This window comes from Rhodococcus pseudokoreensis (genome assembly GCF_017068395.1).
Taxonomy (GTDB): domain Bacteria; phylum Actinomycetota; class Actinomycetes; order Mycobacteriales; family Mycobacteriaceae; genus Rhodococcus_F; species Rhodococcus_F pseudokoreensis.
The window spans coordinates 1,928,227-1,946,185 of sequence record NZ_CP070619.1; the positions used below are offsets into that span (position 1 = coordinate 1,928,227).

Below are 17,959 nucleotides of genomic sequence, written 5' to 3' on the forward strand. Positions count from 1 at the left end.
ACGGAATCGCTACATCGTAGTGATGAGGTCCACTGTCGGCGTCACGTGCATCACGGTCCGCCGTGGTCCCCCGATCTCCGAAGCAGTCGGCCGATCTCGGCGAGCGGGCCCGGGTCTGCCATCTCGGAGTGGGTGGTGTCGATGTGGTGTGCGGTGACGGCGCCGTCGGCGTACTCGCGCCAGGCGTCGACGACGTCGGGGTGCCGGTGCAGGTCGCGGGCGGCGACGAACAGGTCGAGGTCGCCGTCGAACCGCCGGGGGCGGTGGGTCGAGGCGATCAGCTCGAGCCGTTCGATCACGGCCCGGATCTCCCGTAGCCGGTCGACGCTCACGTACGCGCCGAACTGCGTGATCAGCTCGTCCTCGCTCAGGGTTTCCGGTTCGGGTGGCTGATGCTGCGGCAGAAGCGTGTCGAGGAGCGCCGGCGCGGCCACCGCGTGGCCGGCGTCGCGGAGCTGGACGGCCATCTCGTGGGCGATGGTTCCGCCGAGCGACCACCCCAGCAGGTGGTAGGGGCCCTCAGGTTGCACGGCCCGGATCGCGTCGACGTACCGCGCGGCGAGCTCGGACAGCGTCTCGGGCAGGTCCGGCATTCCGGTCGCCTGGATGCCGTACAGCGGACGGTCGCCGACGAGATCGGCGAGACCGCTGAAGCACCAGGACAATCCGCTGACCGGGTGCACACAGAACAGGGGCGTTCCCGTCTCGGCGGAGCGGAGTTCCACCACGGTGTCGAAGAAACTCTCGGACCGCGCCCCGTCGTCGATCCGCGCGGCCAGGCGCTGCACCGTGGGGTCGGTGAAGACCCATTCGATGGGCACGTCGCGGTCCAGCCGGCGACGCAATTCCGTTGCCACCGACGCCGCTCCCATCGACGTGCCGCCGAGCCTGAAGAAGGCTTCGTCGGCGGGAACGTCCGCAATGCCCAGCACGTCCGCGAACACCGCCGCGATCGCCTCTTCGAGTTCGCCTGCCGGCAGCGCGGATTCGACGACCTGGATCGTCGGCGCAGGCAGTGCGGCGCGGTCGAGTTTGCCCGACGGCAGCAGCGGCAACGTGTCGACGACCGTCACCGACGCGGGCACCAGGTGCCGCGGCAGCCGGCCGCGCGCGAAGTCGACGACGGACCGGGGCGCCAGACCGGCGGCGCCGACGACGTAGGACGCCAGCACGGTGTCCGTCGGCGTCGGTACCGCGATCGTCACGGCGACGTCGATGTCGGGGTGCCCGGCGAGCACGGCGTCGACCTCGGCGGGTTCGACGCGGATTCCGCGGATCTTCACCTGCGAATCGCTGCGGCCCAGGTATTCCAGCCGCCCGACCGGGTCACGCCGCACCACGTCGCCGGTGCGGTACAGCCGCTCCCCCGGTTTGCCGTAGGGATGTGCCACGAATTGTCCTGCGGTGAGGTCACTTCGGCCCAGATAGCCCCGGGCGATACCGCTGCCGGCCAGATACAGTTCGCCCGTCACGCCGTCGGGCACGGGATGCAGACGCGCGTCGAGAACAAAGGCGGCGTTGCCGTCCAGGGCGCTTCCGATGGTGATCGGCAGGCCGGGTTCGAGGGGACCCGCAACGGACGCGTCGACGGTGAACTCGGTCGGACCGTAGGCGTTGAACAGCCGGTGCCGCCGCGACCACCGGTCGGCGAGGTCCGCGGGCAGCGCCTCTCCCCCGACGACGACCGTCGACGGTGCGAGGCTGCGCGGGTCGAGGGACGCCAGCACGGTCGGGGTGAGCGTGAAGTGGGTGATGTTCTGCGCCACCAGAAACCGCACCAGTTCGTCGCCGGCGTAGCTGAAGGCAGGTGCCGCCACCAGGGCACTGCCCAGCGACACCGCCCAGAGCATTTCGAACACCGCGACGTCGAAGGTCGGGGAGGTCGACTGCAGCACCCGCCCGGCGTCGCCGCCCTCCACCTCCGACGTGTAGGCGGGGGTGGAGAGGAGGGTCGTGAGTCCGCGGTGCGTGACGACGACGCCCTTGGGCCGGCCGGTGGAACCCGACGTGTAGATCACATACGCCGCGTTGTCCACGTCGGGTGCGACCAAATCCGCGCCCCCGGAGGGCTGTTCGTCCAGACACAACCAGTCGACGGATCGCGGCAGATCCCCGGCGCCGCCGACGGTCAAACCGAGCACCGCACGCGAGTCGGTCAGCATCCAGTCGAGCCGCTCCGCGGGATGGGTGGGATCCAGCGACATCCATGCCGCACCGGTCTTGGCCACCGACCACACCGCCAGGAGCCAGTGCCGGCCGCGGGGTGTCGCCACGGCGACGACGTCCTCCGGGCCGACGCCGCAGGACGCGAGTGCGCGGGCCCAGCGGTCCGATTCTGCGTCGAGTTCGCGGTAGCTCCACCGGGTGTCGCCGTCGATCACCGCGACGGCGGACGGGGTGGCGCGGACACGGGTGGCGAGGATGTCGCCGAGCGTCCGCGGCGTGGCCACCGGGCGGGGTCCCTGCACAAGATGGGCGCGTTCGGTGTCGTCGAGGATGTCGAGGTCGCCGACGGCCGCCGACGGGGTGGTCAGGGCGGCGTCGAGGACGGCGGCGAACCGGCGCAGCAGCAGGAGCGCGGTCTGCCGGTCGAACAGGTCGGTGGCGTAATCGAGTCGCACCGTCGTGGTCTCGGCCGCGTCGGTCACGTCCCATACGAGGTCGAACTCCGTTGCCTGCGTCTCGGGGCGGTATTTCTCGGTGCCGAGGAAGAGTTCCGGGAAGTCGACGGCCCGCTGGTACGTCAGCATCACCTGGAACAGCGGGTTGTATGCCGCGGATCGGGGTGGGGCGAGGTGCGTCACGACGTCGTCGAACGGGACGTCGGCGTGCGCGAGCGCGTCGAGGTCGACGGCGCGGACGTCCGCGAGGAAATCCTCGAACGGTTGCGCCGGCGAGACCGCGGTGCGCAGTGCCACGGTGCCGACGAACATGCCGACCACGGCGTCGAGCACCGGATCGGGGCGGCCGCCGACCGCCGTGCCCACCACCACGTCGGACTGTCCGCTCACGCGGGCCAGCAGCACCGCGAGGGCGGCGTGCAGCACCATGAACACGGTCGTTCCGCGGCTGCGCGACAGTGCGACCACCCGCTCGCGCAGGTCGTCGTCGAGCGTCCATTCGACGCTTGCCCCGATGTGGCTGGGGAGTTCCGGTCGGGGGCGGTCGGTCGGCAGCGGGAGTGGTCCCCCGACACCGGAGAGCACGTGCGCCCAGTGCTCGAGTTGGGCGCGGGCCGCACTGCCGGGTTCGGAGGCGGTCCCGAGCAGTTCGCGCATCCAGAGCGAATAGTCGGCGTAGTCCACGACCAGCGGCGCCCACTGCGGGGTCGTACCTTCGGCGCGGCACCGGTAGGCGGTGTCGAGGTCGGTGAGCAGCGGTCCCATCGAACCGCCGTCCAGCGCGATGTGATGGACCACGACGCCGAGCATGAAGCCGCCGCCCTCGGTGCGCCACAGCTTCACCCGCACCGGGGTCTCGGTGGTGAGGTCGAACGGCCGGGCGCTCCAGGTGTCGACGGCGAAGTCCGCTTCCGCGGTGACATCCTCGGCCACGGACTCGACGGGCAGCACCCGCTGATACGGGCCGTCGGCGTCGACGGGGAAGACCGTGCGCAGCACCGAATGCCGCTCCAGCACGTCCCGCAGCGCGAGGCGGAGGGCGTCGACGTCGACGTCAGCGCCGACCCGGGTGACGAACACCATGTTGTGCAGGGCGGTGTCGGGGTTGACCCGGCTGAGCAGCCACAGGCGTTGCTGCGCGGGCGACAGCGGAACGCGCGCCCCGGACGGGCGGGGAACGAGCACCGGCCGCACGGCTCCCGACGCGGGGGCGTCCAGCCAACGGGCGAGCGACGCGGGGGTCGGGTTCTCGAACAGCACCCGCACCGGCACGTCGACGCCGAACGTCGCGGACAGCCGGGCGGTCACCGCCGTCGCGGACAGTGAATCGCCGCCCGCGTCGAAGAAGTTGTGCCCGGCCCCGATCCGGGCGGAGCCGAGCACGTCGGCGAACACGCCGGCCACCATCTCCTCGGCCGCGGTGCGCGGGGGTGCCGCGACGGCGTCGTCGTCGTCCCGGGCCTCCAGCGCGGCGACGTCGAGCTTGCCGTTGGCGGTGAGCGGCAGCGTGTCCATCGTGACGATGCGGGGCGGCACGAGGTACGAGGGCAGGCGGCCCGTCAGCTGCTGCCGCAGCGTCCGGGAGTCGAGGTCCGTGCCGGCGACGAAGGCCACGAGGTCGTTTCGCTGCACCAGTACGGCTGCCTGCTCGACGCCGTGTAGTTCCAGCAGCGCCGCCTCGACCTGTGCCGGTTCGATGCGCATGCCGCGCACCTTGACCTGCCGGTCGACGCGGCCGAGGAAGGTGAGGTGGCCGTCGGCGCGGCGGTGCACCAGGTCGCCGGTGCGGTACCGGCGAGTGCCGTCCGGGGCGGCGACGAAGCGTTCCGCCGTCCGGTCGGGGGCGCCGAGGTAGCCGTGGGCGAGTCCGGGTCCGGCGAGGTAGAGCTCACCGACACCGCCGACGGGGACTGCCCGCAGCCTCTGGTCGAGCACGACCGCCGTGGTCCCGGGGATCGGGGCGCCGATCGTCACCGTGCCGGTCGCGGATCCGGGCTCGATCTCGGTGAGCGTCGCGACCACCGTCGACTCGGTCGGACCGTAGGCATTGAGCAGAAGCCTTCCGGCACTCCACGTTCCGGCCAGATCAGAGCTCAGGGCCTCGCCTCCGACACCCACGACGCGCACCGACTCGAGCCCGCGTGGGTCGAGCGTGGCGAGGACGGACGGCGTGGACAGGTAGTGCGTGACCCGCTGCTCGACCAGCAGCCGATGCAGTTCGGCGCCGGCGAAGACGTCGGCGGGGGCGACCACCAGGCAGGCTCCCGACCCGAACGCGAGCAGCATCTCCAGCAGCGCCGCGTCGAAGGCGGGGTTGTAGCCGTGCAGCACACGGTCGCCGGGGCCCACCCGGTACCGCCGCACCACCTCGGTGGTGAGCGGGCCCAGTCCGCGGTGGGTGACCGCGACGGCCTTGGGTGTGCCGGTGGAACCGGACGTGTGGATCACGTACGCCACGTCTCGTGCGCACTTCTGGTAGCCCTGGCCACCGAAACCGCTCACGGGGCTGAAGGCGGCACCGGTCTTGGCGACGGCCCAGAGTTCGATCACGAAGTCCGGCGACCGCGGCAGGTCGATCGGAACCACCTCGCCCGGTCCGACGCCCAACGCCGTGAGTTTCCGCGCGCGAGCGTCGGAACGCTCGTCCAGTTCGCGGTACGTCAGCGTGACGTCGCCGTCGGTGAGTGCGGCGTTGTCGGGGTACGCGGCGGCGGTGGCCGTCAGGATTTCGGCCAGGGTGCGCTCACCGCCGGGGTGCGTACCGACGAGGGACTCCGCTGCGGTCAGCGCGACGTCGCCCACCGGCAGGTCGGGGTCGGCGCAGATCGCCTCGAGCACCCGTCCGAGTTCGGTCGCCACGGTGTGGACGGTCGTGTGGTCGAAGGCATCCGCCGAGTACACGGCGGTGCCACGCATGCCCGTGGGTACATCGCCGTCGGACGTCTCGGTGAGGGTCAGGTGGAGGTCGAATTTCGCTGTTCCGGTGTCGAATTCCTGCGCCATCACCGTCATGCCCGCCGCCTCGAGCGGGGGGATCTGCAGGTTCTGCAGGGCCAGGGCCACCTGCGGCGTCCGCCCACCGAGCAGCCCGGCCACCACCTCGAACGGCACGTCCGCGTGCTCGAACGCGTCGACGTCGAAGTCCCGGACCTGCGCGAGGAGCCCGGTGAACGGCATGTCGGGCAGCACCTGCGCCCGCAGGGCGAGGGTGTTCACGAACATGCCCACCAGCGAGTCGAGGACGCGTTCCCCGCGGCCCGCAACGGCGGTGGCGACGACGACGTCGGCCCGGGCGCCGAGCCTGGACAGCACCACGGACAGCGCCGCGTGCAGGACCATGAACGGTGTCGCGTGGTGCTGCGCCGCCAACTGGTGCACGGCCTGCTGCACGTCCGCCGACACGGCGAATTCGACGACGCCGGCGCGGGTCGCACCTGGCGCCGACCGGTCCGGAGCCAGTGGCGCCGTGCCGTCGACACCGTCCAGCGCCCGCCGCCAGTGCTCGACACGGCGCTGCCCGTATTCGCCGTCCAGCAGTTCCCGCTCCCACACGGCATAGTCGGCGTACTGCAGCGGCAGCGGGTTCTCCTGCGGGGCAACCCCGTCAGAGTGTGCGGCGTAGGCGCCGAGCACGTCGGCGACGAGCGGGGTCAGCGACCATCCGTCGGCGGCGATATGGTGGATGTTCACGGCCAGCACGTGGCACTGCGGGTGCAGGCGCAACAAGGCGACCCGGATGGGCCGGTCCTCGGTGAGGTCGAATCCGCGGGCGGCGAACTGTTCCATGAACTCGTCGGGATCGCGCACGTCGACCGGAGTCAGGTCGAGCGGCGCCGGGTCGAGGATCTCCTGGCAGGGGTGACCGTCGACGGGGTACCGGGTCCGTAGCGTCTCGTGCCGCCGGATGACGTCCTCGAAGGCAGCGGTCAGCGCGTCGACGTCGAGTTCGCCGTCCAACCGCACGGTGGCGGGCAGGTTGTACGTCGGCGACCCGGGGTCCGTGCGGTTCAGCACCCACATGCGGTACTGGCTGCGGGACAACGGAATGCGCTCCGGTCGCGGGCGTGCGACGAGCGCGGGACGCAGGTCGGTTTCGGGGACCGCGTCGTCGAGGGCTTCGGCCAGTTCGGCGACGGTGGGGTGCGCGAACAGGGTTCGGAGCGGCACCACGTGTCCCACGGAGTCGGTGAGGCGGGCCGTCAGCTGGGTGGCGAGGAGCGAGTTGCCGCCCGCGTCGAAGAAGTGCGTCCCGCGGCCCACGGACTCGTGCCCGAGGACGTCGGCGAACACCCGGGCCACGGCGCACTCGGTGTCGGTGTGCGGCGGTTCGTTCTCGGCGACCGCCAGTTCCGGCATCGGCAGCGACCGCAGATCGAGTTTGCCGTTCACCGTGGGCGGCGCGGCGTCGAGCACCACCACCGCCGTCGGAACCAGGTATGCCGGCAGCGATTCGGCGAGGCGGCGTCGCAGATCGTGGGTGTCGAGGAGGCCGGTCGGCAGCACGTAGGACACCAGCATCTCGCCGCCGGCGCCGGTGGTGCGCACGACGGTGCCGGCGAAGACGACGTCAGCGAGTCGCACGATGACGGTGTCGATTTCGGCCGGTTCGATGCGCACTCCCCGCATCTTGATCTGGGAGTCGGTGCGCCCGAGGTACTCGAGCTCGTGGGCGGCGGCGGTCTTCCGCCACCGCACCAGGTCGCCGGTGCGGTACAGGCGTGCGCCGTCGTCGGCCGCGACGAACCGCTCCGCCGTCAGCCCCGGCTGGTCCGCGTAGCCGCGGGCGAGCGCGCCGCCGGCCAGATACAGCTCGCCGGGCACGCCGGAAGGCACCGGGCGGAGCCGGGCGTCGAGCACCAGCGCGGACACACCGTGCACGGGGGCGCCGATCGAGACGGGCTCCCCCACCACGAGCGGCCCGGTGCTGAACGCGTACATGGTGGTCTCGGCGGGCCCGTACGCGTTGAATAGGCGACGCCCGACGGCCCAGCGGTTCACCAACTCGCCGCCGAGCCGCTCGCCGCCGACCATCAGCACCTGCAGGTCCGGAAGGTCCCGCTCGCCGAGGGTCGCGAGGATCGTCGGGGTCATGCAGGCGTGCGTGATCCGGTCGCGTTCCATCAGGTCGGCGAGCGGCGGGCCCGCGTATTCGGCGTCCGACGCGATCACCAGCGTGGCCCCCGACGCCCCCGCGACCAGGACCTCGAGCAGCGTCATGTCGAATCCGGGCGCACCGCGGTGCAGCATCCGGGAACCGGGACCGGCCGCATACCGCTCGCGCAGGTCGGCGTCGAGGGCAGCCAGACCGCCGTGCGTCACCACGACGCCCTTGGGTGTGCCCGTCGTTCCCGAGGTGTAGACGACGTACGCCGCCTCCGACGTGAGCGGCAAAGCGTGCCCCGGCACACTTTCCCACTCACGTGGGGTGAACGGTGTGCGCGCGGGGTCGAACAGCACGGGGGCCGCGCCGGTCTTCGCGATGGCCCACAGCCGCACCACCGCGTCCACCGACCTCGGCTCGGCCCACGGAACCAGGCTCCCGCGGCCCACACCGCTCTCGGCGAGTTCGCGGGCGAGAGCGTCGGAACGAGCATCCAATTCGCGGTAGGTGAGTTCGACGCCCCCACCCGACACCGCGACAGCGTCCGGCGCGAGAGCGGCGCCGCGGGTCAGTATTTCCCGCAGCGTCGACGACGGAGGCGCAGCCGGACCGACAGCGGGCACCAGGGCGGCGCGCTCGGCGGCATCGAACAGGTCGACGTCGCCCACCGGCAGCAGCGGGTCGGCGCTGACGGCCTCGAGGAACCGCACCAGCCGCGACGCGAACTGCTCGATCGTCGAGTGCTCGTACAGGTCTGCGTCGTAACCGAAGTCGAGGTGCAGGCGCCCGCCGGGACCGGACTCGGTGACGGTCAGTTGGAGGTCGAAATTGGCCCGGTCGACGACGTCGCCGACGGGTGTCACCGTCAGCCCGGGCAGGGCCACCGGGCCCGGCCGGCTGCGCTGCATCGACAGCGCGACCTGGAACAGCGGGTGGTGGGACGTCGACCGCGCCGGGTTCAGCAACTCGACCAGAGCCTCGAACGGCATGTCGGCGTGCGTGTAGGCGGCGATGTCACGTTCGTGGACGTGAGCGAGCAGTTCCGCGAACGTGGCCGACGGATCGACCGCGGTGCGCAGCACCAGCGTGCCGGCGAACATTCCCACCATGTCGTCGAGTTGCGGATCGGTGCGCCCGGCGACGGCGGTGCCGATGGGCACGTCACGACTGCCGCTGTACCGCGAGAGAACGGCGGCCAATGCGGCGTGCAGCACCATGAACGTGGTCGCCCGGCCGCCCCGCGCCAGCGTGTGCACCGCGTCGTGCAGTTGTTCGCCGAGTTCGACGCCGACGGTGCCGGCGTGACCGGACGCCGCCGCCGGACGCGGGTGGTCGGCGGGCAGGGTGACCTGCTCGGGCAGGTCCGTGAGGGTGTCGAGCCAGTACCGCTGCAGGGTCTCGGCGGACTCGTCGTCGAGAACCGCCCGTTGCCACACGCTGTAGTCGCTGTACTGCACGGGCAGCGGCAGCCACTCGTGGCTGCCTCCCCCGAGGCGGGCCTGGTACGCCGTCATCGTGTCGCGGATCAGCGGCGTGAGCGACCACGCATCGGCGGCGATGTGATGCACCACGAGGGCGAACACGTGCGCGCCCGGTCCGACGCGATACAGCCGCGACCGGATCGGTGCGTCGACGGACACGTCGAAGCCGCTGTCGACGAACGCGCGCAGGTGCGGGTCGACGGCATCCTCGGGCAGTGCGATGGGCGCCAGATCCAGCGCGACGTCCGCGGCGTCGAGGACGACCTGGTGCACGCCGTCGGCATCGGACGGGTACACGGTGCGCAGCGTGCGGTGCCGCTCGATCAGGTCGTGTGCGGCGGATTCCAGCGCGTGCACATCCAGTTCGCCGTCGAGGTGCACGACGAGTGGGAGGTTGTATCCCGAAGCACCGGTGTCGAATTGGTTGACGAACCACATGCGCTGTTGCGCCGGCGACAGCGGAATGCGGCTTTTCTGCGACGCCGGGTGCAGCGGGAGACGTCGACGCCCGGCACCGGACCGCTCCTCGATCCGGGCGGCCAACTCGGCGACAGTGGGGGCCTCGAAGACGTCCTTCACCGTCACGTCGATGTCGAACACCGCACTGACGCGTGCGGACACCCGGGTGGCGAGCAGCGAATTGCCGCCGAGGTCGAAGAAATTGTGCCGCGTCCCCACCTCGGCACCGCCGAGCACCTCGGCGAACACGCCCGCCACCACGTCCTCGATGGGAGTGTGAGTGCCCTGCCCGTCCGCGGTCACGACACCCGGATCGGGCAGCGCATCGCGGTCGACCTTGCCGTTGGCAGTCAGCGGGATTTCCGGGACGGGAATGACAGCGGCAGGGATCAGGTGTTCCGGAAGAATTGCCCTGAGATGCCGCTTCAGGGTGGCGACGTCGGACACCGTGACCGAATACGCCACCAACTGTTTGCCGAGTGCGGTGTCCCGCAGCACTACCGCGGCCGCGTCGACAGACGGGTGTCGCAGCAGTGCCGCCTCGATCTCTCCGGGCTCGATTCGGTAGCCACGGATCTCCACCTGCGAATCCGCGCGACCGATGTAGTCGATGGTTCCGTCGATACTCCGGCGGACCCGGTCGCCCGTGCGGTACATACGCCCACCGTCCGCCGCGGCGACGAAGCGGGTGGCTGTCAGCGCAGGCCGACGGTGGTATCCGCGGGACACCTGAGTACCCGCGACGTACAACTCGCCGACGGTCCCCGGCGGCACCAACTGCAGCGACGCGTCCAATACGTATGTTCTGAGTCCCGGCAGCGGCAGGCCGACGGAGGGCCGCGTTTCTGCGGTCGTCAGATCGTGGCGGGTGACGTGAACGGTCGTCTCCGTGATGCCGAACATGTTGACGGCTCGAATGTCCGGGCGTCGCTCGAGCAGCGGCGCCACGGTGGCGGCGTCGAGGGGTTCCCCGCCGAAGATCAGCAGTCGGAGACTCTGCGGCAACTCTCGGTCGACGAGTTGACCGAACGCGGAGGGAGTCTGATTGAGAACCGTGACACCTTCGCGCTCGAGCAGCGACGTGAATTCGCCCGGCGAGCGAGCCACGAAGTGATCGACCACGACCAACCGGCCGCCGGTGGTGAGCGCTCCCCACATCTCCCACACCGAGAAGTCGAAGGACAACGAGTGGAACAGCGTCCACACATCTCGTGGACCGAACCCGAACTCCCCGCGAGTGTTGGCCAGCAACGACAGCACATTCGCGTGCGAGACGAGCACGCCCTTGGGCTGTCCGGTCGAACCCGATGTGTAGATCAGGTAGGCGCCGCGCCCCCGTGCATGACTGCCAACCTTCCGCGAGAAATCAGCGGTCACCGGCGGCGTCACCATCACGGTGGGGCATTCGACTGAGGGAAGACGCTCGGCGTCGGCCTCGTCGGTGAGCAGCGCCGCAGGCGACCCGTCGCTCAGCAGGTAGCCGATGCGTTCGGCCGGGTAGTCGACGTCGACGGGCATGTAGGTGCCGCCCGCCTTCGCGACGGCAACGATGGCAATCACCACGTCGATGGACCGTGACAGCGCGACGGCCACGACGTCTTCCATCGTTACGCCGACGTCGCGCAGCCTGCAGGCGAGTTCTTCCGAACGGTGATGCAATTCGGCGTATGTCAGGATGGTGTCGCCGAAGGTCGCGGCTACCGCGTCCGGACGCTGAGCCACCTGCGCGTCGAGAAGATCAGTAAGCGAATCGGCGTCGAATTCCAAACCGTCGCCACCCGACGGCGACAACGCGCGCTCCTCCGCGCTCAGTACGTCGATGGCCCCGACCGCGGTGTCCGGCGCATCCGTCAATGCAGTCAACACGCGCAGCAGTCGCGCTGACCACTGTGTGACCGTCTTCTGGTCGAACAGCGCCTCGGGGAAGGTCATCGACCCCACCAGTCCATCGGCGGCACCGTCGCCGGAGCGCCGTTCAGCTATCGACACTTCCAGGTCGAATCGGCTGATGCGCGAATCGAGTTCGCGGGCCCGAATGTTCATCCCGGGCAGCTCGACGACGGCATCGGCGAAGTTCTCGAAAGCGAGCATGACCTGGAACAGCGGATGGTGACCGCCGGACCGGGCGGGTGCCACCGCATCGACAATCATGTCGAACGGAACGTCCGAATTCGCGAATGCCGCGAGATCCGTGCGCTGCACCGATGCGAGCAGTTCGGTGAACGTCGAACGCGGATTCACCCGGCTACGCAGGGGCACAGTGCCGACGAACATCCCGACGACATCGTCCAGGGCGGGGTCCGTGCGACCCGACGTGGGAGTTCCCACCACAATGTCGTCGGTACCGGTGAGCTTGTACAGCAGGACGACCAGGGCCGCGTGCAGCACCATGAAGGTGGTCGAGTTCTTGTCGCGTGCCAGCATTTCCAGCTTGCGGTGCAACTCGGCGGAAACCGTGAACCGCACCTGCCCGGCGCTCGGCGCGTCACCGGCAAGCCGGGGTCGATCGGTCGGCAGCGGCAGCAACGTGGGTAGATCTGCGAGACTGTTCGCCCAGTAGTCGAGTTGCCTGCTCCCCAGGCTGTCTGGATCTGCGAAATCGCCCAGTAGCTCTCGCTGCCACCGGCTGTAATCGGCATAGTCGACCGGAAGCGGCGCCCAGTCGGGGCTCCGGCCGTTCGACCGAGCCTCGTAGGCCGACGTCACGTCGCGCACGAGTGGGGCAAGTGAGAGCCCGTCGACAGCGATGTGGTGCACCACGACCGCGAGCGTGTGCCGACCAGCTTCGTGCGTGCACAAGCCCACCCGGAGGGGCGGCTCGGCAGTCAGATCGAATCCGCGTGCGGTGAACTCGGATATCTCGTTCTCGCTCAACGAGACCAGTTCGACCGACCGGGCTCCGAGCGCCTGAATCGGGCCGTGTTCGGTTTCGGGAAACACCGTTCGCAACAGGGGATGGTGGTCGAGCACGTCGTCCAGGGCGAGCGTCATCGCAGCCACGTCGAGTTGACCGTCGATGTCCACGACAATCGGCTCCGCGTATGCGGACGATTCCGGCTGGACCCGGTCGAGTACCCACAGCGGCTGCTGGGCGGGCGCGAGTGGCACAGGCCCCTCGGCAGGACGATGCTCGAGCGGAGGGCGCCGCTCGCCGCCTTCGGCGAGTACGGAGGCCAGACCGGCGACGGTCGGCTGCTCGAACAGCTCCCGCACTCCGAGGCGCACGCCGGTAGCGGCGGACAACGTGGATACCACTCGCGTCGCCGACAGCGAGTTGCCGCCGAGAGCGAAGAAGTCGGTCTCCGCATCCACCTCCCCCACACCCAACACCTCGGCCACCACCCCCGCCACCAACTCCTCGAGCGGACCACGCGGCACACGCACCGACAGCATCACCGGCTCCGGCAACGCCCCACGATCGACCTTGCCGCTCCGAGTCAACGGCAACTCACCCAACACCGCCACCGAAGCAGGCACCATGTACCGCGGCAGACGCTCGCTCACGAACTCCCGCAGCAACACCCCATCCAACCGCTCCCCCACCACATACGACGCCAGCACATCCCCACGCACCACCGTCACCGCAGCATCCACACCAGCACACGACCCCAACACCGCGTCGATCTCCCCGAGCTCCACCCGGAACCCACGAACCTTCACCTGATCATCGACACGACCCACGAACTCGAGCTCATGCGACACACTCCACCGCACCAAATCACCAGTGCGATACATCCGCCCCGAACCAGACACGTTCGCCACGAAACGCTCCGCCGTCAGCCCCGGAGCACCGGCATACCCGCGCGCCAAAGCAGATCCAGCAAGGTACAACTCGCCCACAACACCCACAGGCACCGGCCGCAATCTGCCGTCCAGCACCACGGCAGTGGTGCCCGGAATGGGACGACCGATGGTGACTGCCGAGTCGGCACCGAGTGCTGCGCTCACCAGCGTTGTCACTGTGGCTTCCGTCGGACCGTAACTGTTCACCATCGTTCGGTCAGCGGCCCAACGGTGGACCAGTTCAGATGGAAGCGCCTCCCCACCCACGTCGAGGACCACAAGCTCGGGCAGCCCCTCGGACGTCATCGACGCGACCACCGCGGGAGTGAGGACGGCATGGGTGACATGTTCGCGGCGCAGCAGTTCGGCCAGTTCGTCGCCGGCAAACAGATCGGGCGGCACGATCACCACGGAGGCACCGGCAGTGAACGCGAGCAGCAACTCTTCGATCGAAATATCGAAGGACGGCGACGCGAAATGCGCCACGCGGGAGGAGGCGTCGACTCGATAGACGTCATGGCGTGCCCGGGCCAGATCTGCGAGGCCGCGGTGAGTAACCACCACGCCTTTCGGTGTACCGGTCGAGCCAGAGGTGTACAGCAGGTAGGCCGGATGATCTATCGACAGCGGACGCACGCGATCAACATCCGAAATGGGAGCCGACGATCCCGTCAGGTCACCGATATCGATCCACGAGACACCGTGGGGAACTGCATCGCCATCGAGCGCCAGGGCGGTCGAGGCACCGGAGTCGGCGAGCATGAATGCGATCCGTTCTGCCGGGTATCCGGGATCGATGGGCAGGTAGACGGCGCCCGCACGGGCCACAGCCCACAACGCGACCACTGATTCGACCGAGCGCGGTAGCAGCACGGCCACCACATCCTCTGGACCGATGCCGTGAGCGATCAGACGGCGCGCCAGCCGGTTCGACCGGGCATCCAGTTCCCCGTAGGTGATCTCCACATCGGCATATCTCAGCGCCGACGCCGACGGATCAGATGAGCGCAGCAAGGACGCCAACGTCGCGGGCTCTGCAGCCGAAGGCCCCACGCACGGGACGAGATCCGACTGTTCGTCGGCATTGAGGATCGGGAGCTCCTCGACCGGGCCGTCCCATCCCGATCTGACGAAGCTGTCGAGGAATCTCAGGAAACGGGAGTAGTGAGCGCTGAGGACCTCAGCGCTGTACAGGCCGGGGTTCCCCTCGAAATCGATGCGGACGAGGCGTCCAGCCACCGATGGGTAGAGATTGAGCGAGAGATCGTCGACGGGCCCGGTCGAGAGAACAGCAAACTCGCCCACCAGGTCGCCGAGAACGATCTCGTTGTGGAAGTTCATGATGTTGACGGTGGGGCCGAAGCTACGCTGACCCGAATCACCGCTTCCGGCCCGCATGTCTTCGTACCGGAATCGTTGGTGCCGAAGCGCTCCGGTCAGTTCCAATTGCACCCGGCGCACCAACTCGCGAGCATCCACGTCCGGGTCGACCTGCACCCGCAGGGGCACGATATTCGACACCATTCCTGCCGAGCGCCGCATCGTTGCGGTGGTGCGGCCCGAGACGGGGAGGGTGAGCACCACGTCAGTGGAGTCGGTCATCCGTCCCACGTATGCGGCGAACGCAGCGACGATTACCGGTACCTCGGAAGAGTTCCACTGTTTCGCCAGTTCTCCGACCCGCATCGCGATCGCCGAGTCCATCAACTGAGTGACGAGCCGAGCCTTCGATACGGGGCGCGCTGTCCCCTCGGTCAGCCGCCGTGGGGACGGCAACTCCGCTACGCGCTCATTCCAGTGTTCCTGGTCGCGGGTGAACCTGCTGCTGGTCCGGTAGGAGGCTTCCGCGTCGTACAGTTCGCGCAGGCCCAGTGCAGTGGAGCGCGGTGGTTCCGTCCCCTTCACCAGGTGGGTGTAAAGCTCGGCGACGCGGTTCATCAGCACCATCGCGCCGTGTCCGTCCATCACCAGATGATGTACATGCGAGTACCAGTAATAGTGGCCGTCGCCTAGGTGTAGCAGCGTGGCTTCGATCATTCGATCGGAGAGCACGTCGAGTGGCCGGCTGTACGCCTCCGTCATCCAGTGGCGCGCATCACCGCTCGCGTCGTCGGATTCACGCAGATCGATGTAAGTCAGAGCGTCATTGATGCTCTGGTCTACCAGCTGCCGGGGCTCCCCCGGCCCGTCGACCAGCCGAACGACCGCGGACTCGAGTTCGCGGCAGGCGCGATCAGTGGCTTCGACCAAGGCGTCGACATCGAGGTGCCCGCGGACCTCCACGTACTGCGCGATGTTGAGGGGCACGGCCGGGTCGAGTTGCTGAGCGAACCACAGCGCTTGTTGCGCACGCGAAAGGGGAAATGGTGTCACTTCCGCCACCCCGCCCTCACAGGGCCTTGACACACAATTGTCCCGCCACTCAGCCGTACCTCGAAAGTTATGAGGCAGTGCCTCGACGGGACTTACATCGTGGGCGCCTCGTGGTTCGTTACGTGGGCTAGACAATACTGGGCAAATCATCCCCGCTCCACACGAGGGGGGACTGTGAGCGGTACATCACGATAATCTATGCACACCCCCAGACAGGAGCCAGGCAGTAATGGACGACAACGTCACGGGCCCGTCGGGTTTCGGCACGTCTGGCCCGGACAATCACGGGTCGGACGGCCGGGCTCAGGCGGCGGACGGAACACCGGTTCGACGTGTCCGTAAACGCCGGACACACCAACCTCAGGTGCGGGCGCATCGGCTTCGGCGGCGCGTGATCGTCGGCGGCTCGGTGGCCGTGGTGGTTGTCGTCGCGTTCGGTGCGTGGCTGGGCTTCACTGCCCGCGAGGCGAAGGCGAATCTCGAGGAGGCTCGTGGTCACGCGCAGATCGCCAAGGACGCCCTGCTCGACGGCGACACCGAAGTTGCCCAGCGGTCGGCGGCCGACGCCGACAAGTACGCGTCGCGGGCCTACGACAACACGCACTCGATTCCGTGGAGCATCACCGCTGCCGTCCCGGTTCTCGGTAGCCCGCTAGCAACTTCTCAGCAGATTTCCGAGGTCGTGCGGGGGCTCACACACGACGTCTTGACGCCCGCCGTGGACGCCGGAAGCACGCTGGCCCCTGATCAGCTGATCGAAGGCGGTGGCCGCGTCAACGTGCAGTCTTTGCGTGACGCCGTCCCGGTCCTGGATCAGACATCCGTTGCTGCGCAGTCACTGTCGGATCAGGCGCAGTCCATCGACGAGGCCACCTACCTCGGCGTGGTGAACGAGGCGCGCACGGCGTTGCAGGATCAGACCGCAGAGCTGTCGAAGCTACTGAGCAACACCGCGATCGCCGCGAAGGTGGTGCCGGCGATGCTCGGCGGGGACGGGCCGCGGAACTACTTCCTCGGATTCCAGACCAACGCCGAGGCGCGTGGAACCGGTGGGCTGCTGGGTGGATTCGGCATCGTCCGCGCCAACGACGGATCGGCCAAGGTCGACACTCTCGCCTCGAACTCGGAGCTGTCGCTGGCCGAAAAACCCCTCGATCTCGGTCCCGAGTTCGAGGCACGGTACGGCGCCAGCCGGCCCACCACCGACTTCCGCAACAGCAACCTCAGCTCCCACTTTCCCTACGCCGCACAGATCTGGAAATCGCTGTGGGCGCAGGAATCCGGCGAACAGGTAGACGGAGCGGTTGCGACCGATCCGGTCGCCCTGAGTTACGTGCTCGGCGCCATCGGCCCGGTCACGATGCCGGACGGCGAGGTGATCAACGAGGACAACGTCGTGGAACTCACCGAATCGACCGCGTATACGCGATTCGCCGACGACAACAATGCCCGTAAGCAGTACCTGCAGACTGTCGCCGCGCGAGTGGTCGACAAGATGACCGGCAAGCTGTCGTCCCCGCAGGCTCTGCTCGACGCGCTGGGCAAGGCCGCCGGCGAAGGTCGCATCGCGGTGTGGAGCGCGGACCCCGCCCTGCAACAGGTGCTTTCGGGCACGAAGGTCGGCAACGTCGTTCCGGACGACGCGGCGCCGTACGCGGGAGTCGTGGTGAACAACCAGGGCGGTAATAAGCTCGACTACTACCTGTCCCGTGAGATCGAATACGTGGCGGACAGTTGCGTCGACGGCACCCGTTCGTCGACCGTCACGGTGCGCCTGACCAACAACACCCCCGCGGGGGAATTCCCCGACTACGTTGCGGGACTGTTCGAGACGGTCGGCAATGTGCCGAAGGGCACCAACGCCGTCGACCTGTCGCTGCTCGCCACCCAGGGCGCGACCCTCGACAAGGTGACCATCAACGGCGCTCAGCAGTTCGTCTTCACCGGAAGCGAACGCGGCCATCCCGTGTTCAACATTCGAGCCATGCTGCAGCGGGGCAAGACCGCCGAGGTGAAGTTCCAGCTCACCGAGCCCACCGCTCCGGGTGAGGCACGGGTTCCGGTGCAGCCGTTGGTGGATTCTCCGAACGTCACGGTGGACGTGCCGAACTGCGGTAGCTGATTCTCCTCGGGTGCCGCCG

At 68.8% G+C, this 17,959-nt stretch carries 2 protein-coding genes; one reads left to right on the forward strand and one right to left on the reverse strand.

All coding sequences use genetic code 11. The features are described from left to right. Positions 1–50 precede the first annotated feature (50 nt). Positions 51–15,968: a non-ribosomal peptide synthetase gene (locus JWS13_RS14320; protein WP_206006150.1), complete on the reverse strand. Its 15,918-nt coding sequence runs from the start codon at positions 15,966–15,968 to the stop codon at positions 51–53. A 79-nt stretch (positions 15,969–16,047) separates the two neighbouring features. On the opposite strand from JWS13_RS14320, the gene JWS13_RS14325 reads away from it, so the two are divergent. Then, the gene (locus JWS13_RS14325; RefSeq protein WP_241032186.1) at positions 16,048–17,940 is read left to right on the forward strand and encodes a DUF4012 domain-containing protein; all 1,893 of its coding nucleotides are present in this window, start codon (positions 16,048–16,050) and stop codon (positions 17,938–17,940) included. Positions 17,941–17,959: the final 19 nt, after the last annotated feature.